The sequence below is a fragment of the Anaeromyxobacter terrae genome (genome assembly GCF_022690685.1).
GTDB lineage: Bacteria > Myxococcota > Myxococcia > Myxococcales > Anaeromyxobacteraceae > Anaeromyxobacter > Anaeromyxobacter terrae.
Window position 1 is genome coordinate 1 of record NZ_JALCYY010000081.1, and the last position, 18,721, is coordinate 18,721.

Here is an 18,721-nt window from a genome sequence, read left to right on the forward strand (position 1 = left end):
CGACGGCACCCTTCCCGGGCGCGCCGCCGCCCTCGGCCCGCCCGGTCGCACCGGTCCAGCCGGCCCGGCCCGCTCCCGTCGCCGCTCAGCCCGCCCCCACGCCGGCGGCGCGCAAGGATCCCTTCGGCTTCGGGACGCCCGCGAAGCCCGCGCCCGTCGCGCCGCGCGGGGACGACGACTGGAGCGACGTCGAGATGGGCGAGGGGGCGGCGCGCTCCGAGCCGCTCGATCTCGGCCTCGGGTTCGACGCGCCGCCGCGCGCGCCCGCGCCGATCGAGCTGCCGCCGGACGAGGCGCGCGGGCCGGTGCTCGCCCCGATGCACGAGTTCGTTCCGCCGGCGGCCACGACGGGCCACTCGCCCGCCGCGGCAGCCGCCGCCGACGGCGGCGAGGCGGCGCTCCGCGACGCGCTCTCGAAGGCCTCCCGCGAGGTCATCGAGCGCATCGTATGGGAGGTGGTACCCGAGCTCGCGGAGACGATCATCCGCGAGAACCTCGACCGCCTCGTGAAGTCGCGCCAGGGCTGAGCGCCCGGCGCAATCCCCGCAAGGACCACCACTCTGGCCCTCCCGTCCGCACGCCGGGCGGGAGGGCGAATCGAGACGTCATGGAGAACGACAACCGGACCGAGCTCGCGAAGGGCTACGAGCACCGCGAGGTCGAGGCCCGCTGGTATCCCTTCTGGCTGGAGCGCGGCTACTTCCACGGCGACGAGAACGACCGCACGCGCCCGCCGTTCTCGATCGTGCTGCCGCCGCCGAACGTGACCGGCTCCCTGCACCTCGGCCACGCGCTCACGGCGACGCTGCAGGACGTCCTCATCCGCTGGAAGCGGATGAGCGGCTTCAACACGCTCTGGCTCCCCGGCACCGACCACGCGGGCATCGCGACGCAGATGATCGTGGAGAAGGAGCTCAAGAAGACCGAGAAGGTGAGCCGCCACGACCTCGGCCGCGAGGAGTTCCTCCGGCGCGTCTGGGCGTGGAAGGAGCGCTTCGGCTCGCGCATCGGCGAGCAGCACGAGGCGCTCGGCGCGTCGCTCGACTGGGAGCGCGAGCGGTTCACGATGGACGAGCGGTCCTCCCGCGCGGTGCGCGAGGTCTTCGTGCGCCTCCACGAGGAGGGGCTCGTCTACCGCGAGAAGAAGCTCATCAACTGGTGCCCCGACTGCCGCACCGCGCTCTCCGACCTGGAGGTCGAGCACGAGGAGGCGCACCCGGGCGAGCTCTGGTCCTTCGCGTATCCGCTCGTGGAGCCCGTGGGCGAGCTCCGCGAGATCGTCGTCGCGACGACGCGGCCCGAGACCATGCTCGGCGACACCGCCGTCGCGGTCCACCCGGACGACGAGCGCTACCGGGCGCTCGTCGGCAAGCAGGTCCGTCACCCGATCACGGGCCGCGAGTTCCCCATCGTCGCCGACGCGATCCTCGTCGATCCGAAGTTCGGCACCGGCGCCGTGAAGGTCACGCCCGCGCACGACTTCAACGACTTCGAGGTCGGCAAGCGCCACGGGCTCGAGCAGATCACGGTCATCGGGCTCGACGGGCGGATGACCGAGGCGGCCGGGCCGCTCGCCGGCCGGGATCGCTTCGAGGCGCGCGAGGAGGTGAAGCGGATCCTCGCCGAGAAGGGGCTCGATCGCGGGACGAAGCCGCACGTGCTCCCGCTCGGCCGCTGCCAGCGCTCCCAGACCGTGCTCGAGCCGCTCCTCTCCGACCAGTGGTACGTGAAGATCGAGCCGCTCGCGCGGCCGGCGATCGAGGCGGTGGAGGAGGGACGGACGCGCTTCATCCCGGAGCAGTGGACGAACACGTACATGGCGTGGATGCGCAACATCCACGACTGGTGCATCAGCCGCCAGCTCTGGTGGGGTCACCAGATCCCGGCCTGGTACTGCCCGGACGGCCACGTCACCGTCGCGCGCGAGGCGCCGTCCGCCTGCGCCGTCTGCGGCAAGCCCGAGCTCCGCCAGGACGAGGACGTGCTCGACACCTGGTTCTCGTCGGCGCTGTGGCCGTTCTCGACGATGGGCTGGCCGGACCGGACGAAGACGCTCGAGACCTTCTACCCGACGTCGGTCATGGAGACGGGGCACGACATCATCTTCTTCTGGGTCGCCCGGATGATGATGATGGGCATCCACTTCATGGGCGAGGTGCCTTTCCGGACGGTGTACCTGCACCCGATGGTGCGGGACGAGAAGGGCCAGAAGATGTCGAAGACGAAGGGGAACGTGATCGATCCCCTCGTCATCACCGAGCAGTACGGCGCGGACGCGCTCCGCTTCACGCTCGCCGCGCTCACCGCGCAGGGGCGCGACATCAAGCTCGCGAAGGACCGCATCGAGGGCTATCGCGCGTTCGCGAACAAGCTCTGGAACGCGACGCGCTTCGCGCTCATGAACCTCGAGGGCCACGTCCACCGCGACGTCGACCCGACGAAGCTCGCGATGACCCCCGCCGACCGCTGGATCCTCGCGCGCACGCAGCGCGCGGTGAACGACACGGTCGCCGCGCTCGAGGGGTTCCGCTTCAACGAGGCGGCGAGCACGGTCTACCAGTTCGTGTGGGGAGAGCTCTGCGACTGGTACATCGAGCTCGCGAAGGAGGCGCTCTACGGCGACGACGCCGGCAAGAAGGCGGCGGCGCAGGCGACGCTCACGCACGCGCTCAAGACGGCGCTCCTCCTGCTGCATCCCTTCATGCCGTTCATCACCGAGGAGCTCTGGCACGTGCTCCGCGCGCGCGTCGGCGCCGACGGCTGGCCGGACTCCATCCTCGCGGCGCGCTACCCGCGCGCGGCGGAGGTGGACGAGGGCGCCGAGCGCGGGTTCGGCCCGGTGATCGGCATCATCGACGCGATCCGCAACATTCGCGGGGAGATGAACATCCCGTTCAAGGTCGTGCTCGAGGACGTCGAGATCGGCTCCCTCGCGCCGGAGGCCGAGGCCACCGTTCGTGAAGAGCTCGGCCGCATTCACCGGCTCGCCAACGTGAGGGACGCGCGCGTGCTCTCCGAGGGGGCTGCCCCGGCGAAGCGCGGGCAGAGCGCGGTCGCGGTCGGCGCCGGGTTCGAGGTCCGCGTCGGCCTCGCCGGCGCGATCGATCTCGCGGCGGAGTCGGCCAGAATCGAGAAGGAAATCGCCAAGTTGGACCAGGACCTCGCGTCGGTCGGGAGGAAGCTCGACAATCCCAGCTTCGTCGCGAAGGCGCCGGCGGAGGTGGTCGAGAAGGACCGCGCGCGGCTCGTCGAGCTCCGTGAAAAAAAGCACAAGCTCGAAGCGCATCGTGCAATGCTCTCGGGCTCCGAGACGCTTTCCACGAGGAGGCAATCCATGGAGAACCAGAACGAGCAGAAGCCCGTGACCGAGGAGTCGCCGTCCACGCCGGCCGCGGCCGTGCAGGAGGCCGCCGGTCAGGTGCAGACCGCGGTCGCCGGGGCGGTCGAGAAGGTGGTCGCCACCGCGACGGAGATCGCGAAGGCCGCGTCGAGCGCGGTCGTCTCCGGCATCGAGGGGCTCCGCAAGGAGAGGAAGCCGGCGCGCCGCCCGGCCCGCAAGGGGGCGAAGAAGACCGCCGCCAAGAAGATCGCCGCGAAGCCCGTGCGTGGCGCGAAGGCGGCCGCGAAGAAGGCCCCTGCCCGCAAGGCGGCGGCTCGCGGCGGCAAGAAGGCCGCGGCGAAGCGCGTCGTGAAGGCCCCAGCGCGGAAGACGGCCGCGAAGAAGGGCGCGCGCAAGGCGGCGGCGCGGCGCGGCAAGAAGTAGCACCCGCGGATGCCTCTGCTCTCGGCCCACGCGGAGCGCCTCGTCGATCTCGCGCTCGAGGAGGACCTGCTCCTCGGAGACGTGACCAGCGAGGCCACGATCGACCCGGCTGCGATGGGGGAGGGGAAGTTCCTCGTCAAGGAGGAGCTGACCCTCGCCGGGACCGCCGTCGCCGTCCGGATCTTCGAGCGGCTCGGGGCCGAGTGTCGGTTCGATCGGGCGGACGGGGCGCGCGCCGCGCGCGGCGAGGTGGTCGGTGTCGCCGCGGGCTCGGTGCGCGCGCTCCTCTCCGCCGAGCGCACCGCGCTCAACTTCCTGCAGCGCCTTTCCGGGGTCGCCTCGGCGACGCGCCGCTGCGTCGACGCCCTCGCGGCCGGCGGCACCCGGACGCGCCTCCTCGACACGCGCAAGACCACCCCGGGCTGGCGCATGCTCGAGAAGGCGGCCGTGCGGTCCGGCGGCGGCAAGAACCACCGCTTCGCCCTCGGCGACGGCATCCTCATCAAGGACAACCACGTCGCCGCCTGCGGCGGGGTGGCCGAGGCGGTGCGCCGGGCCCGCGCCCAGGCCGGCGCCCTGCTCAAGATCGAGGTCGAGGTGGTCGACCTCCCGGGGCTCGAGGCGGCCGTGGCGGCGGGCGCGGACATCGTGCTGCTCGACAACATGGACGACGCCGCGATGGCCGAGGCCGTCCGCCGCGCGAACGGCCGCGTCCTCCTCGAGGCGAGCGGTAACATGACCCTCGAGCGGCTCCCGCGGGTCGCCGCGACCGGGGTCGACTTCGTCTCGATGGGCGCGATCACGCACTCGGCCCGGGCGGTCGACATCTCGTTCGAGCTCGCGTAGCTTTTCCGCGCGCATGGCGGAGGCCTCGAACAGCGAGGAGCTGGTGCTCGCCTTCCTGGCGGAGGCGGGCGACGAGTTCGTCTCGGGCGAGGCCATCTCCGGCAAGCTCGGCCTCACGCGGGCCGCAGTCTGGAAGCACGTGGACGCCCTGCGCGCCCAGGGCTACCGCATCGACGCGGTGCCCGCGCGCGGGTACCGGCTCGCGGAGGTCCCCGACCGGCTCACCGCCCTGGAGCTCCGGCCGCTGCTCAACACGCACGACCTCGGGCGGGAGCTGCACTGCTACGAGGAGCTCGGCTCGACGAACGACCGCGCGAAGGAGCTCGCGGACGCGGGCGCCGAGCACGGGACGATCGTCGTGGCCGAGGCGCAGACTGCCGGCCGCGGGCGCCGGGGCCGGGAGTGGGTCTCGCCCCCCCGCCGGAACCTCTACTTCTCGGCGATCCTCCGCCCGGAGCTGCCGCCCGCCCGCGCGGCCGAGCTGACGCTCGTCGCGTCGATCGCGGTGTGCGAGGCGGTCCGCCAGGCGGGCGTGGAGGCGGGGATCAAGTGGCCGAACGACATCCTCGCGTCCGGGAGGAAGCTCGCCGGCATCCTCACCGAGCTCGCCGCCGAGCCGGACCGCGTCCACTGGGTGGTGATCGGCGTCGGGGTCAACGTGAACGCCCGGCCGGAGGACTTCCCGGAGGAGCTGCGGGGGGAGGCGACGAGCCTCGCCATCGAGCGCCGCACCCCGGCGCCCCGCGCGCTCTTCGCGGCCGCGTGCTTCACCGCCCTCGAGGACTGGCTCGATCGACACGCGGAGGAGGGTTTCGGCGTCATCCGCGAGGCCTGGCGCGAGCGCTCGGTCACCCTGGGCCGCGAGGTGACCGTGAAGACGGAGGGCCGCGAGATCGCGGGGGTCGCCGAGGACATCGACGCGACCGGCGCGCTCCTCGTGCGCGGCCGCGCGGGCGTGGAGCGGATCCTCTCGGGCGACGTGGCCTTGCTCCGGCCGCGATAGCGGTGGAAGAAGCGCGCGACCGCGTTGACCCCGCCGGGGAGGCGACGCTAGGCTCGGGCCGTGCTGCTCGCCATCGACGTCGGCAACACCAACACCGTCCTGGGTGCCTACGAGGGCGCCTCGCTCCGCCATCACTGGCGGGTCGAGACGAGCCACACGCGGACGTACGACGAGTACGGCATCCTGGTCCGCCAGCTCTTCGCGGCGGTCGGGCTCGACCCCACTGCCGTGACGGCGGTGGCGATCTCGAGCGTCGTGCCGCCCCTCGCCTTCACGCTGGAGCAGATGTCGCTCCGGTACTTCAAGGTGAAGCCGCTCTTCGTCGGCCCGGGCGTGAAGACGGGGATGTCCATCCTCTACGAGAACCCGCGCGAGGTCGGCGCCGACCGGGTGGTGAACGCGGTCGCCGCGTACGAGCGCTGGCGCTGCGGGCTCATCGTCGTGGACTTCGGGACGGCCACCACGTTCGACGCCGTCTCGCCGAAGGGCGAGTACCTCGGCGGCGCGATCTGCCCGGGGATCGCCATCTCGATGGACGCGCTGTTCCGGCACGCCTCGAAGCTCCCCCGCGTCGAGTTCCAGAAGCCGCCGCACGTGGTGGGCAAGAACACCGTCGCGTCCATCCAGAGCGGCCTCGTGTACGGCTACGTCGGCCTCGTGGACGGGATCTGCGCGCGGATGGCGGAGGAGCTGGGCTTCGGGCCCAAGGTGGTCGCCACCGGCGGCCTCGCCGCGCTCATCGCCGGCGTCTCGAAGACGATCACCGAGGTCGACGAGCACCTCACGCTCGACGGTCTCCGCATCCTGCACGAGCGGAACCGGTGACGGAGCCCGCCCCACCCGCACCGGCCGCGCCCGAGCCGGCGGGCGACGCCGCGCTCGACGAGGGGCTCGCTGCGTTCGCGGCCCGCGACGTCGAGGCGGCCCACGTCGCCTTCGGGCGCGCGTACCGGCGAGACTCGCGCGCGCCGCGGCCGATGTCCTGGTACGGCGTCACCCTCGTCCTCGTCGAGCGGAACTCGAACCTCGGCGTGGCGCTGTGCGACCAGGCGGTGCGCGCCTCGGGCCCGGACCCCGAGCTCCTGCTCAACGTGGCGCGGGTGCACCTCGCCCTCAACCAGCGCGACCGCTCCATCCGCGCGATCGCTCGGGGGCTCGAGCTGTGGCCCCGCGACGCCCGGCTCCTCGCCGCGCGGGAGGCCCTCGGCAGCCGCAGCGCGCCGGTGCTGCCGTTCCTCTCCCGCAAGAACCCCCTCAACCGGACGCTCGGCAAGCTGCGCCACCGCTGGCGCCGGCGCCACGCGCCGGTCTACGAGCTGTCGCCGATCGCCCTCGGCGCGCCGCCCGAGACGCCGGAAGCGCCCTAGGAGCCCGCCATGCCCGGGTGCCCGCTGCCGCTCGACACGCTGCCGAAGCCGCTCCAGAAGCACGCCGACGAGAAGGCGCCGCCGGCGCTGCGGATGATGGGCGCGAAGGGGCTCGTCCCCGCCGTCGCGCCCGGCGATCTCGTCACGCTCCTCTACTTCCTCTCGTTCGACGGCGACGCCGCCGTCGCAGGCACGGCGCAGCGGACGGCGGAGGGGCTCCCCGACAAGCTCTGGGGCGTGGCCCTGCGCGGGGAGGGCCTCCCGGGACAGGTCCTCGACTGGCTCGCCGACCGGCTCGCCGGCAAGGAACCCGCGCTCGAGCTCGTGCTCCTCAACCCGGCGACGCCCGACGCGACCGTGGCGCGCCTCGCCGACTCCGTCTCCCAGCGGCTCGTCGACATCGTCCGCCAGAACGAGCTCAGGCTCCTGCGCTGCGACGAGATCATCCGCGCCCTGTGCCGGAACCCGAACGCGCTCGCCTCGACGATCGACGGAGCGTGCGACTTCTGCGTCCGGAACGGCCTCACGCTGCTCGACGTCCCGCAGCTCGTCGCGGCGCACGTGCGCATCCACGGCGTGGACCCGTCCGCCAGGGCCCCGGAGCCGGTCGAGACCGCCGCCGCCCTGATGCGCGACTACGGCGCGGAGCTCGCCCAGGAGCGGGCGGAGGGCGCGGCCGCAGAGACGGCGGAGGACGCGAACAAGAAGCTCAACATCACGCAGCGGATCATGCGCATGTCGGTGGCCGAGAAGATCAAGCTCGCCACCCTCGGCAACAAGGAGGCGCGCACGCTCCTCCTGCGCGACTCGAACAAGCTCGTCTGCATGGCGGCCGCGACGAGCCCGCGCATCACCGACGGCGAGATCCTGGGCCTCGCCAACTCCCGGACGGTGAGCGTGGACGTGCTCCGGTACATCTACTCGAACCGGGAGTTCACGCGGACCTACGCCATCAAGATCTCGCTCGTGAAGAACCCGAAGGTGCCGCTGCCGACGGCGCTGAAGATGATGTACACGCTGCAGGAGAAGGACATCAAGGAGCTCGCCCGGGACCGGAACGTCCCGCAGACGATCCAGGCGCAGGCGAAGGCCTTCATGATGAAGAAGGAGGCCGCCGCGCGCGGCCCGGCGATGGGCAAGCACTAGGGCTGCGACGCGCAGCCCCCGTTGGAACGACGACCCCCCGATGAAAGAACCGATGCACGCGCCCCCGGGCGCCACCCCGGCCGCGCCCGTGCGCGTCGGTCGCGCCCTGTGGCTCTCGGGCGCCACCATGATCTCGCGCGTCCTCGGCCTCGCGCGGGACCAGCTCTTCGCCATCCTCATCGGCGCGAACCGGTTCTCCGACGCCTTCGTCGTCGCGTTCCGGATCCCGAACCTCCTGCGCGACCTCTTCGCGGAGGGGGCGCTCTCCTCCGCCTTCGTGCCGGCGTTCGCCGACGCCCACCGGAACCGCGGCCGCGAGGCCGCCTACCGGCTGGCCAACGCCCTCGTCGCGCTCGTGCTCCTCGCGGTGGGGATCCTGACGGCGCTCGGCGTCCTCTTCGCCGACGGGCTCGTCGCGACGATCGCGCCCGGGCTCGAGGCGTCCGGCCTCGCCGCGCTGCTCGCGCGGATCATGATGCCGTTCCTGCTCCTCGTGTCGCTCGCGGCGGTCGCGATGGGGATGCTGAACGCGCAGAGCCGGTTCACCGCTCCCGCGATCGCCCCCGCGCTCTTCAACGTGGGCTCCATCGCCGTGGGGCTCGGGCTGTGGGCGGCGGGCTGGCCGCCCGAGCGCGCCGTGGTGGGCTGGGCGGTGGGGACGATGGTGGGCGGGGTGATGCAGCTCGGCGCGCAGCTCCCCGCGCTCCACGCGCTCGGCTTCCGGATCCGGCCGACCCTGGCGCGCGACGCGCTCGCCGACCCGGGGCTGCGCCGGATCGGCCGGCTCATGGGCGCCGCGGTCGTCGGGCTCTCCGCGACCCAGGTGAACATCCTCGTGAACACGATCTTCGCCTCGCACCAGGTGGGCGCGAACACCTGGCTGCAGATGGCCTTCCGCCTCATGCAGCTGCCGCTCGGCGTGTTCGGCGTCGCGATCGCCACGGTCGCGGGCGCCGGGGTCGCGCAGCGCGCCGCCGCGCGGGACATGCCGGCGGTGAAGGCGACGCTCGGCGCGGCGATGCGGCACGTGGCGTTCCTGAACGTGCCCTCGGCGGTGGGGCTCGCGGTCCTGGCGCGCCCCATCATCTCGATGATCTACGAGCACGGCCGGTTCCGCCCGGAGGACACGGCGGCGACGGCGCAGGCGCTCGTGTTCTACGCGATCGGGCTCTACGCGTACTCGGGCGTGAAGGTGTTCGCCCCCGCGTTCTATGCGCTCGACGAGGCGCGCGTGCCGGTCGTCGGCAGCGTCCTCGGGATGGCGTCGAACGTGGTGCTCAACGTGACGCTCTGGCCGGTGCTCGGCTTCCGCGGCGTGGCGCTCGGGACGTCGATCGCCGCCGGCGTGAACTTCCTCGTGCTCGCGTTCGCCTGGCGCCGCCGCCACGGCGGGCTCGGCGGCGTCGGGATCGCCGCCCAGCTCGCCCGCGTGCTGGTGGCGACCGTCGTGCTCGGCGTCGTCGCGTGGGCGACCGCGCAGGGGCTCGGCCGCCTGCTCGGTCCAGGCGGCGGGCTCTCGCGGCAGCTCGTGCTCGGGCTCGTCCCGGTCGCCGCCGGCGGCCTCGCCTACCTCGCCGTCGCGCGCGCGCTCGGCATCGCCGAGCTGACCGAGCTCCTCGGCGCCGTTCGCCGCCGTCGCGCTCCCGGTCGCTGAAGCCGGGCTGCCGCGCGCGACCTTCACCGACAGGCCCCGCACCCGCGCGGGCAAGCCCGGGGATTCGCCGGTCACCGGGACGGACGCCCGTTCGGACCGCCGCCATCGCCTCCGCGGGGCTTTGGCGCGTCCGGCACGTTGCCTACCTTGCCGAGAGGAACCCCTTTACCCCCGAGGTCGGCACATGGAGAACGGCGGCAGCAGCGCCCCGCACATGAGGCAGGGTGCGGGCGACATCGCACAGGACGTGCAGGATCGCATCGAGGAGCTGCGCGGGTACGCGGAAGACGCCGGCGAGATCGTCCGGAACTTCGCGCGCGAGCGGCCGGTCGCGGCGATCGCGATCGCCGCCGGGCTCGGCTTCGTGCTCGGCCGGCTCATGTCGCGGACCTGAGCCGGGGCAGCGTGTGAGTGATCCGATGGACGACCGAGGGACGAGGGAGGTGGGGGGCATGGCGGCGATGGACGACATGGACGAGGTCGGCGAGACGCTGAAGTCGGTGACCCGGCAGGCGCGCGACGCGGTGACGCGGTTCGCGGACCAGGTCGAGCTCGAGCGGCACATGCAGGAGAGGCCGATGGCCGTCCTGGGCGTCGCGGCCGCGGCCGGCTTCGTGCTCGGCGGCGGACTGTGGCCCGTCATGCGCCCGTTCGTGAAGGCGGCGGCCCGCGCCGCGCTCTCGCCGACGAACCTGCTCGCGATCGGCGCCGCGCTCGGTGCGCTTCGTGCCGCGAGCGGCGGTGAGGGCGAGATGCCGCAGGACATCTCTGGAGCCGAGACGCACTAGCTCCGCCGCGTGAGCGCGCGATGCGCGAGACCGCGTCGCAGCGCGAGCTCGCTTGGGGTCGCCGGTTGACCGTCCGGGAGGGCGGTCACACCCTAGAGGCTCGCAATCGCGAGGTGAACGAGATGATGGACGTGACGCGGGGCGCGCACGGGGAGCTGGTCATCCGCATCGGTGGAACGTTCGATGGGAAGGCGGCGTCGCGCCTCACCGGCTGGCTCGGCGAGATCCCCTCGGGCGACGAGCTCGTCGTCGACTTCTCGCAGGTTCGCGACTGCCAGGACTTCGGCCTCGCCGCGGTCGCGAGCGATCTCGCGCAGCGCGGGGCGCGGCTCCAGGTCCGCGGCCTCACGCGCCATCAGCAGCGGATGCTCCGCTACTTCGGCCTCGATCTCCCCCTCCCCAGGGAGCTTCACGGAGAGGAAGAGGCGCTGGGGTAGTCACTCGCGCGCCGTGGCTGCGGCGCGCGGGTCCTTCGCGCCCGTCTCGGCCGGCGCGCCCTCCTCGAGGAGCTGCGCGGCGATCGCGAGCGCCTTGCGCACCTTGTCGCGCACCTTCTCGTCGCCCTTGATCTTCTGGTAGGCGCGGAGCACGCGCTCCTCGTTCTTGGCGTTCCCCGCCTCGAGCTCCTGCACGCGCCTGCGGAGCTCGACGGTGCGCTTCTCGACCTCACCGCGGGCACCCTCGGCCTCGCCGCGCGCGACGACGAGGTCGGTCCGGAGCGCCTCGAGCTCCCGCTCGAGCGCCTCGGCGCGGGCGATCGCGCCGGAGGCCTTGGCGGCCTCCTCGCCCTTCCGCCGCGCCTCGGCCTCGGCCAGCTCCGCGCGGCGCTCGGCGTCCGCCGCGCGCCGGCGCGCCTCGGCGGCCTCGCCCTCGGCACGACGGGCCTGCGCCGAGAGCGCGTCGATCTTCTCGCGCGCGCCGGCGAGCGCCGACTCCGCGTCGGCGGTCCGCGCGCGCGCGTCCTCGAGCTCGCGCTCGAGCCGTCCCGCGGCCGCGCGGGTGGCGGAGCCAGAGGGCTCCGGCGCGGGGAGATCGTCGTCGAGGAGGGGGATGCCCGCCGCGCGGAGGAGATCGGCGCTCGCGCCGCGGACCGGGCGCTGCGTCGTCGGCCGCGCCGGCGCGCCGTCCTCCGGGGACGAGCGCGCGCGGTCGCGGGAAGGGAAGGGCAGGCCGTCTCCGTCGTCCGGGGGGAGCGGCAGCGAGTCCGACTCGTCGGAGAGCGCGTCGAGCCCGAGCTCGGCGGCCCGGTCGTCCGCGGGCGCGCCGGCCGCCGGCGGCGGGAGGTCGTCGTCGAGGCGGAACGGCTCGCCCTCGTCGGGCGGCGCGAGCCCGAGCTCCAGCTCGAGCGCCTCGCCGTCCTCGCCCGCGCCGGCGGACGGGTGGGCGAGCTCCTCGAACGCGTCGTCGAGCAGGCGCAGCTCGTCGTCCAGGCCTGCGCGCGCACCCCGGGCGCTCTCGACCGGCTCGTCCGGGAGCGCCGACAGGTCGAGCGCGGGGAGGTCCTCGACCGGCTCGTTCGGGAGCGCCTCGAGCCCCATCGCGTCCTCGAGGCTGACGAGCTCCTCCTCGCCGAGGTCGTCGTCCTGCGGGCGCGGGATGTCGTCCTCCGGCGCCGGATCCGGCGCGCCGGCGACGCGCAGCACCGCGTCCACGAGCGCCTCGGGCGCGTAGGGCTTGAAGAGGTACTCGTCGGCGCGGACCTTCAGCGCGCGGTGCTTCTCGAACGTCTCCTCGGTCGCCTCGGCGCTCGTGAGCACGAGCGGGATCGCCTTCAGCGCGTCGTCCTTCTTGAGCCGCTGGCAGACGAGGTAGCCGCTCATGCCCGGGAGCTCGACGCAGAGCACGACGGCTCGCGGCTCCCACTCGCGCGCGAGATCGAGCCCCTCCTTGCCGTCGCCGGTGGCGCGGACCTCGAAGCCTTCGGCCTCTAGGGCGTCGGTGAGCGTCGACGCGAGGGCGGCGTCGTTCTCGATGAGGAGGATCTTCGTGGGCATCGCGCGTTCCGGGAGGGGCGGGACGGGGCGCGGCAATGGGGCAACCGCGCGGAAAAGTCTGGGGAAACTCTACCCCAGCCCGGGCGCGGATCAAAATGCGCGGCCGGGGTCGCCGCTACCGGCCGGCGTCGGCCTGCGCGGTCTGCACGAGCTCGAAGAGCTGGCCCTCGTCGAGGTCGGAGACGAGCGAGTACACGATCTCGTCCTGACGCCAGACCGCCACGTTGTAGCCGCGCGCGTTGGCGATCTTGACCTTGTGCGGTCCGATCTTCACCTCGCGCCCGGACGCGTCGAACCGGCCGTCGGGATCGTCGACGATGAACAGCCCGGCCTGGCCGCGGGGGAGCTGGTACCGGATGTACGCGGCCGGCCACGCGCCGATGTGCGACAGGCGCGCGCCCAGCACCTGCACGCCGGCGGCGCGGAAGCGCGGAGGGGCAGGGTTGAAGTCGAGCTTCCCGGCGAACCAGCCCGGGATGCCGCTCTCGGGATCGGTGAAGGTCACCTCGAGCGGGAGCTCGCGGTGGTGCTTGCGGATGGCGTCCTCCAGCAGCGCGGTGTTGCCGTGGCCGAGCGGATCGAGCCAGAGCACGAGCAGCACGCCGGCGACGCAGGCCGCGAGGGTGGCGATCGGGATGGGCGCGAAGGCGCGGCGCCAGAGCGGCCGGCGGCGGCGCGCGAGGGCACCCTCGATGCGGTTGCGGAGCGCGGGCGGGGCGCGGCCCGAGGGCGCGTCGTCCCCGAGCGCCTCCCGGAGCTTCGCGCGCAGCGCGGCGCGCATCCGGGCCTGCCGCTCGACGAGCGCGCGGCAGCGCGGGCACGCCGCGAGGTGGACGTCCATCTCGGACCGCTCACGCTCGTCGAACTCGCGGTCGAGGTACGGATCGACCGAGCGCTCGACGTCGCTGCATTCGAGGGCCGCGATGAGCGTGGGTTCGATCGCCATGGGCGCGTTCCGCCGGGGAGCCTTACGCCGACTTGCCGCGGCGCTTCCGGTACGTCTCGAGGTCGATGCTGCCGCCTTCCCCGACGTCCTGGAGCACGCCCGAGACCACCGCGTAGCTCGCGAGCGCCTTCTGGAGGAGGCGCCGCCCGCGGTACAGGCGGCTCATGACCGTGCCGACCGGGACGTCGAGGATCTCCGCGATCTCCTTGTACGAGAACTCCTGGAGGTCCGCGAGGATCACGACGAGCCGGAAGTCGATGGGGAGCGAGTCGACGGCCTTGAGCACGTCGTCGGACAGGAGCCGGTCGAAGAAGTATTGCTCGGGGTTCGCTGCGAACTCCGCCGCCTCCCTCGACACGAACCGCTCGTGCACGGCGTCGCGCTCCGATCCCTCGACGATGTTCCGCTCCTTCACCGACCGGCGGTAGCGGTTGATGAAGGTGTTCGTCAGGATCTTGAACAGCCAGGCCTTCATGTTGGTTCCCCGCTCGAACTTCTCGAAGAACCGGTAGGCCCGCAGGAACGTGTCCTGGACGAGATCCTCCGCGTCGCGGTCGTTCTTGGTGAGCCGGAGGGCCGCGGAGTAGAGCGGGTCGAGGTGCTTGAGCGCGAGCTCCTCGAACTCGCCACGCGTGAGATCGGTCTGTCTCAGATCGAACATCAGGGGTTCGTGTCTCCCACCCGGGTTCTATTCCGCTCGTCCGTGCTCCGCTTCCCTCGTACCACGACCCAGGGAACGAGCAACCGGTCGAAACGATTCCCGCGCCTCACCCCCACGCCCGGACGCCAGGGGTGCATGCAGTCGAGATGACGGAAAGGACCCGCGAATTCTAATCGGACCTGGGCGGGGCGCGCATGCCTCCGAGGCGCGAGCCGGTCTGGAGGCTCGGGCGCGGAGACGGGCGCCCGGCCCGCCAGCTGCGTGATATGACCCGCGGGCCGCAGCGCGGCCTCCGCTCGGGCGATGCCGCGCGCGGCGCTTAGATAGAACCCGCATGCCGAAGCTTCTCTTCGCGGACGACCGCGGAAACGTCTACGACCACCCCGACCTCGACGCCGCCGTGCGCAGCGGCGACGAGATCCTGGCGACGCGCGAGCGGCCGCTCGACCTGCCGGAGGGGGCGTCGCTCTGCATGCTCCCCGGCCGCCGGCCCGTGGGCATCGATCCGGCGACGGGTGACCCGCTCGTCCTCCACGAGGTCAAGATCGGGCGCAAGACGGTGAAGCCGCACGCCGTGGGCGCCACCTTGCCCCCCGGGTACACGAGGACGTTCCTGCCCGCCGCGGCCCGGGCCGCCCTCCCCACGACCGGAGAGGCGCCGATCCTCCCGCAATGGGCGTACACCGCCGCGGCGCTCGGCGCGCGCGGGCCGGTGGCGTGGGCCCTCCATACGGATCGCCGGAGCCACTGGAGCCCGACCGCGCACTCGACGGAGGATCTCCCCGACCTCGTCGATCGCACGCTCGAGGAGACGGACAACCCCATCTACCGGCAGCTCGCGCGCTGCGCGCTCGAGTGGCGCTGCTTCACCGCGCAGAACACGTTCTACGCCCGCGACGAGGGGGCGATCCCCGCTTCGGCGTCGTGCAACGCCTCCTGCGTGGGCTGCCTCTCCGAGCAGCAGGAGGGGATGCCCCCGTCGAGCCACGAGCGGATCCCGCGCGCCCCGAGCGCGGACGAGATGGCGGAGGTGGCCCTGCGCCACCTCGCCCGCGCGACCGGGCGCGTGATGGTCAGCTTCGGCCAGGGCTGCGAGGGCGAGCCGCTCACGCGCTGGAAGGAGATCGAGCGGGCGCTCCGGCGCGTCCGGGCGGAGACCCGCCGCGGCTCCCTGCACGCGAACACGAACGGCTCGCTCCCCGACGCGCTCGGGAAGCTGTGCGACGCCGGGCTCGACTCCGTGCGGATCTCGACGAACTCGGCGTCGCCCGATCTCTACGCTGCGTATTACCGCCCGAGCGGCTACGGCCTCGAGGACGTCGTCCGCTCGATCCGCGTCGCGAAGGCGAAGGGCGCCTACGTGGCCCTGAACCTGCTCACGTTCCCGGGCGTCACCGACCGCGAGGGCGAGGCGGAGCGGCTCTGCCGGCTCGTCGCGGAGACGCGGGTGGACCAGGTGCAGACCCGGCCGCTCGCGCTCGATCCGGACGTCTACGCGGAGATCGCGCGCGGGCGCGGCGGGGCGGGCCGCGCGATCGGGATCCGGCGGCTCGTGGCCGAGCTGAAGGCGGCGCGGCCGGGGCTCGTCGTCGGGAACTTCTCACGCGCGCGCGAGGAGCGCGCGCGCACGGGCCGGCGCGCGAGGCGCGGCCGGGCGGAGGCGCGATGAGGGCAGTCGGGAGCGCGGTGCGCGGCGAGGCGGAGCTGGAGCTGCGCAAGGACCTCGCGCGCCATCTGCGCGCGGGTCACCCGTGGGTGTTCCGCAAGGCGGTGGAGCGGGCGCCGAAGGGGCTCCCGGCCGGCGCCATCGTGGACGTCACCGAGGAGGGGCGGTTCGTCGCGCGCGGCTACTACGATCCGCACTCCGCCATCTCGGTCCGGATCCTGACGCGCGAGCCGGCCGAGGCGATCGACGCCACCTTCTGGCGCCGCCGGATCGCGCGCGCGATCGCGCTCCGGCGCGAGCTCGTCCACGGCACGACCGGCTTCCGGCTCGTCCACGGCGAGTCGGACGGGCTGCCGGGCGTCGTGGCGGATCGCTACGACCGCTTCGCGGTGCTGAAGCTCTACTCCGCCGGCCTCACCCCCCACCGCGGCGCGATCGTGGAGGCGCTGCGGGCGGAGGCCGAGGAGCTCGCCGGCGTGTACGGCCGGGACGAGATCCCGCGCGACGATCTCGACGACTCGGACGCGGGGGCGCCGCAGGGCCGCGTGCTCTGGGGCGCGGAGCCGCCGGAGCGGATCGCCTACGACGAGCACGGGATGCAGGTGCTCGTGGACGTGCGGCGCGGGCAGAAGACCGGCCACTTCCTCGATCAGCGCGAGAACCGCCGCCGCGTGCGGGCGCTCGCGAAGGGCCGGCCCGAGGCGCTGAACCTGTTCAGCTACACGGGCGGCTTCTCCGTCGCGGCCGCGCTCGGCGGCGCGCGCCACGTCGTGTCCGTGGACGTGGACAAGGACGCCATCGCGCTCGCGCGCGAGAACTTCCGCGCGAACGGCCTCGATCCGGCCGACCACGCGTTCGCCTCCGAGGACGCGTTCGAGCTGCTCGCCCGCTACAAGCGGGAGGGCCGCCGGTTCGACCTCGTCGTCTGCGATCCCCCCGCGTTCGCGAAGTCGCAGAAGGCCGTCGACGCCGCGCTCGCGGGCTACGCGTCCCTGAACCGCGCCGCGCTCGCGGTGCTCGCGCCGGGCGGCCTGCTCGTCACCGCGAGCTGCTCCGCGCGCGTGTCCGCCGAGCAGTTCACCGAGGCGGTGAAGGAGGCGGCGTACAAGGCAAAGCTGGAGCTGCAGCTCGTCGAGGAGACGCGGCAGACGCCGGACCACCCGGTGTCCTTGCAGTTCCGGGAGGGGCGGTATCTGAAGTGCCTCGTGCTGAGGCGGGTGGGGTAGGGCGGGGTCGAGGTCGCGGTCGAGGTCGGGGTCGAGGTCGGGGTCGGGGTCGGGGTCGGGGTCGGGGTCGGGGTCGAGGTCGGGGTCGGGGTCGGGGTCGGGGTCGGGGTCGGGGTCGGGGTCGAGGTCGGGTACCGGCGGGGCCGTCATCCCCTCCCGATCCACTCCACCGCCCTCCGGCCCAGCGCGGGCAGCCCCGTTCCGAAGAGCGCGTCGGCCTCCGGCACCTGCTCCAGCCGCGCTCCCTCGCAGTCCTCCGCCGAGACCCGCGCGTCGTGCTCCGGGACGAGGACGAGCAGGCGCGCGCCGGCCCTCGCGCGCAGCGCGCGCTCGGGGGCGACCAGCACGAGCCGCGCGAGCTCGGGACGCGCCTCGGCGAGGGCGAGCGCGGTCTCGCAGCCGGATCCCACCCCCGCGAGCGCGATCGACCCGCCGACCGTCTCGGTGAGGTGGCGCAGCGCGGCGACGGCGTCGTCGAGCGCGCGTGCGGGATCGGGTGTGCCCTGCGAGGCGCCGATGCCCCGGTGCTGGAAGCGAAGGGACGGGTGGCCCGCGCGCGCTGCGGCCCATGCGAGCTCGGCCACGGCGGGCGCGTCCATGCCGCCGGCGCCGAGCGGCGGGCAGACGAGCAGCGCCGGCCGCCGTGATCCCCGGTGATAGAGCGCCTCGAGGACGACGCCCTCTGCGTCCACGAGCGCGGGCCGCTCCAGGAACTGGCCGGTCATGACCATGCGGAGGCAATTCTAAACGACAGTTCGCGATTCGCGATCACTTACGGTGACGCGAATCGCGCTGTCGTTTAGCCGTGTTCTGCGCCCTCATTCATCACATCCTGGGGATGCGACCCGTGCTCGCGATTGCCGTTCGACGAGCGACTCAGCGCGCAGTCCGGAACGCTTGGCGGAGGCGCGGCGCCGCGACGCTCGGCCCGACCGCAGCTGGAGAGCGGTCGCTCCGGCGCGCGAGGCCGTCCGTGCCCAGCGCGTCACTCGTCCTTCGTTGGCGCGCGCAAGTCTCACGGCGCCCACATCCCCAGCTGCAGGACGGAACGCGGGAGCGCGACGCCGCCGCGTTCCTGCGGCGTCGGCCGGTGGCCCGGGGTGCCACGGAAGCGCTCCATGTGCTCGCGTCCGAAGATCCTCTCAGCGTGAAGCAGGTTATGAGCTCGGCAGACGAGCCGTAGATTGTCGATCGTCGAGGGCCCCCCGAGCGCGGCGGGTTGGATGTGGTCGAGCTCGAGCTTCCAGCGACTGCTGCAGCGGCACCCGTCCGGACCGACCCAGGCGCAGCGCCCGCTGTCGCGCTTCCACACCGCGCGGCGCACTATCGCCGGGATCGTGGAGGTCGCCTCCGGGGACGTCGCCGCCGTCGGCTCCGGGCGCTTCGTCTTTCGCTCCGCCGCCACCGCGCCCTTGCGCTTGCCGTGCTTCTCGATGCCGCAGCGGATCGCCTCGCGGAGCACCGCCGCCAGGTCGCCGTCCGGGATCTTGTGCGAGAGAAGGCACCGGAGCGTCTCGAGGTCCTCCTTGCAGGCGCGGTCGAGGGTGACGCGGAGCGACCAGTGGCTCTCGGTGACCGCCACGGTCTCCGGCCTGCGCCTCGGCCTCTCGCTCTCGACCTCGCGCGTGGCAGGCGACGTCGAGCGCGCATCGGGCACCGGC

Annotated in this window: 17 protein-coding genes and 1 pseudogene; 13 read left to right on the forward strand and 5 right to left on the reverse strand. The window is 73.3% G+C overall.

From position 1 onward, the window contains the following. The 11 genes and pseudogenes from MNY62_RS23005 to MNY62_RS23055 all read left to right on the forward strand — a co-directional run. Positions 1-527 (forward strand): annotated as a pseudogene (locus MNY62_RS23005) (response regulator); the annotation flags it as partial. Between the two features lie 80 nt (positions 528-607). Further along, complete coding sequence (locus tag MNY62_RS23010; protein ID WP_242346679.1) at positions 608-3,763, forward strand: valine--tRNA ligase; 3,156 nt, start codon at positions 608-610, stop codon at positions 3,761-3,763. Between the two features lie 9 nt (positions 3,764-3,772). Then, positions 3,773-4,609, forward strand: coding sequence for a carboxylating nicotinate-nucleotide diphosphorylase (gene nadC, locus MNY62_RS23015; protein ID WP_242346680.1), 837 nt, complete (start codon positions 3,773-3,775; stop codon positions 4,607-4,609). A gap of 13 nt (positions 4,610-4,622) precedes the next feature. Next, on the forward strand, positions 4,623-5,612 hold the full coding sequence (locus tag MNY62_RS23020) for a biotin--[acetyl-CoA-carboxylase] ligase (protein ID WP_242346681.1): 990 nt from the start codon (positions 4,623-4,625) through the stop codon (positions 5,610-5,612). Positions 5,613-5,672: 60 nt separating this feature from the next. After that, the gene (locus MNY62_RS23025) at positions 5,673-6,437 is read left to right on the forward strand and encodes a type III pantothenate kinase (RefSeq protein WP_242346682.1); all 765 of its coding nucleotides are present in this window, start codon (positions 5,673-5,675) and stop codon (positions 6,435-6,437) included. Then, positions 6,434-6,979, forward strand: a complete 546-nt coding sequence (locus MNY62_RS23030) for a tetratricopeptide repeat protein (protein WP_242346683.1) — start codon at positions 6,434-6,436, stop codon at positions 6,977-6,979. Before MNY62_RS23025 ends, MNY62_RS23030 begins: the two co-directional genes overlap by 4 nt. 9 nt (positions 6,980-6,988) lie before the next feature. Next, the gene (locus MNY62_RS23035; protein WP_242346684.1) at positions 6,989-8,125 is read left to right on the forward strand and encodes a hypothetical protein; all 1,137 of its coding nucleotides are present in this window, start codon (positions 6,989-6,991) and stop codon (positions 8,123-8,125) included. 52 nt (positions 8,126-8,177) lie between these two features. Further along, positions 8,178-9,779 carry a murein biosynthesis integral membrane protein MurJ gene (gene murJ / locus MNY62_RS23040; protein WP_242346685.1) on the forward strand — a complete coding sequence of 534 codons (1,602 nt, stop codon included), beginning with the start codon at positions 8,178-8,180 and terminating at the stop codon, positions 9,777-9,779. 184 nt (positions 9,780-9,963) lie between these two features. Continuing rightward, the gene (locus MNY62_RS23045; protein ID WP_242346686.1) at positions 9,964-10,173 is read left to right on the forward strand and encodes a glycine zipper domain-containing protein; all 210 of its coding nucleotides are present in this window, start codon (positions 9,964-9,966) and stop codon (positions 10,171-10,173) included. A gap of 58 nt (positions 10,174-10,231) precedes the next feature. Then, positions 10,232-10,567, forward strand: a complete 336-nt coding sequence (locus tag MNY62_RS23050; RefSeq protein WP_242346687.1) for a hypothetical protein — start codon at positions 10,232-10,234, stop codon at positions 10,565-10,567. A 122-nt stretch (positions 10,568-10,689) separates the two neighbouring features. After that, positions 10,690-11,004, forward strand: a complete 315-nt coding sequence (locus MNY62_RS23055) for an STAS domain-containing protein (RefSeq protein WP_242346688.1) — start codon at positions 10,690-10,692, stop codon at positions 11,002-11,004. On the opposite strand, the gene MNY62_RS23060 is transcribed toward MNY62_RS23055, so the two are convergent. The 3 genes from MNY62_RS23060 to MNY62_RS23070 form a co-directional block, all read right to left on the reverse strand. Then, positions 11,005-12,561, reverse strand: coding sequence for a response regulator transcription factor (locus MNY62_RS23060; RefSeq protein WP_242346689.1), 1,557 nt, complete (start codon positions 12,559-12,561; stop codon positions 11,005-11,007). It abuts the gene before it with no gap. Between the two features lie 115 nt (positions 12,562-12,676). Next, entirely contained in the window at positions 12,677-13,507 is an 831-nt protein-coding gene (locus MNY62_RS23065; protein ID WP_242346690.1) for an anti-sigma factor family protein, read from the reverse strand. 22 nt (positions 13,508-13,529) lie between these two features. Continuing rightward, complete coding sequence (locus MNY62_RS23070) at positions 13,530-14,168, reverse strand: sigma-70 family RNA polymerase sigma factor (protein WP_242346691.1); 639 nt, start codon at positions 14,166-14,168, stop codon at positions 13,530-13,532. A 334-nt stretch (positions 14,169-14,502) separates the two neighbouring features. On the opposite strand from MNY62_RS23070, the gene MNY62_RS23075 reads away from it, so the two are divergent. Together MNY62_RS23075 and MNY62_RS23080 are read left to right on the forward strand one after the other, a co-directional pair. Beyond that, the gene (locus MNY62_RS23075; RefSeq protein ID WP_242346692.1) at positions 14,503-15,837 is read left to right on the forward strand and encodes a radical SAM protein; all 1,335 of its coding nucleotides are present in this window, start codon (positions 14,503-14,505) and stop codon (positions 15,835-15,837) included. Further along, positions 15,834-17,060, forward strand: coding sequence for a class I SAM-dependent rRNA methyltransferase (locus tag MNY62_RS23080; RefSeq protein ID WP_242346693.1), 1,227 nt, complete (start codon positions 15,834-15,836; stop codon positions 17,058-17,060). Before MNY62_RS23075 ends, MNY62_RS23080 begins: the two co-directional genes overlap by 4 nt. A 146-nt stretch (positions 17,061-17,206) precedes the next feature. Here the strand turns inward: MNY62_RS23080 and MNY62_RS23085 are convergent, their stop codons facing one another. Further along, positions 17,207-17,791, reverse strand: coding sequence for an alpha/beta hydrolase (locus MNY62_RS23085; protein WP_242346694.1), 585 nt, complete (start codon positions 17,789-17,791; stop codon positions 17,207-17,209). A 284-nt stretch (positions 17,792-18,075) separates the two neighbouring features. Continuing rightward, positions 18,076-18,721 (reverse strand): HNH endonuclease (locus MNY62_RS23090; RefSeq protein ID WP_242346695.1); only part of this gene is annotated, 646 nt, incomplete at its 5' end.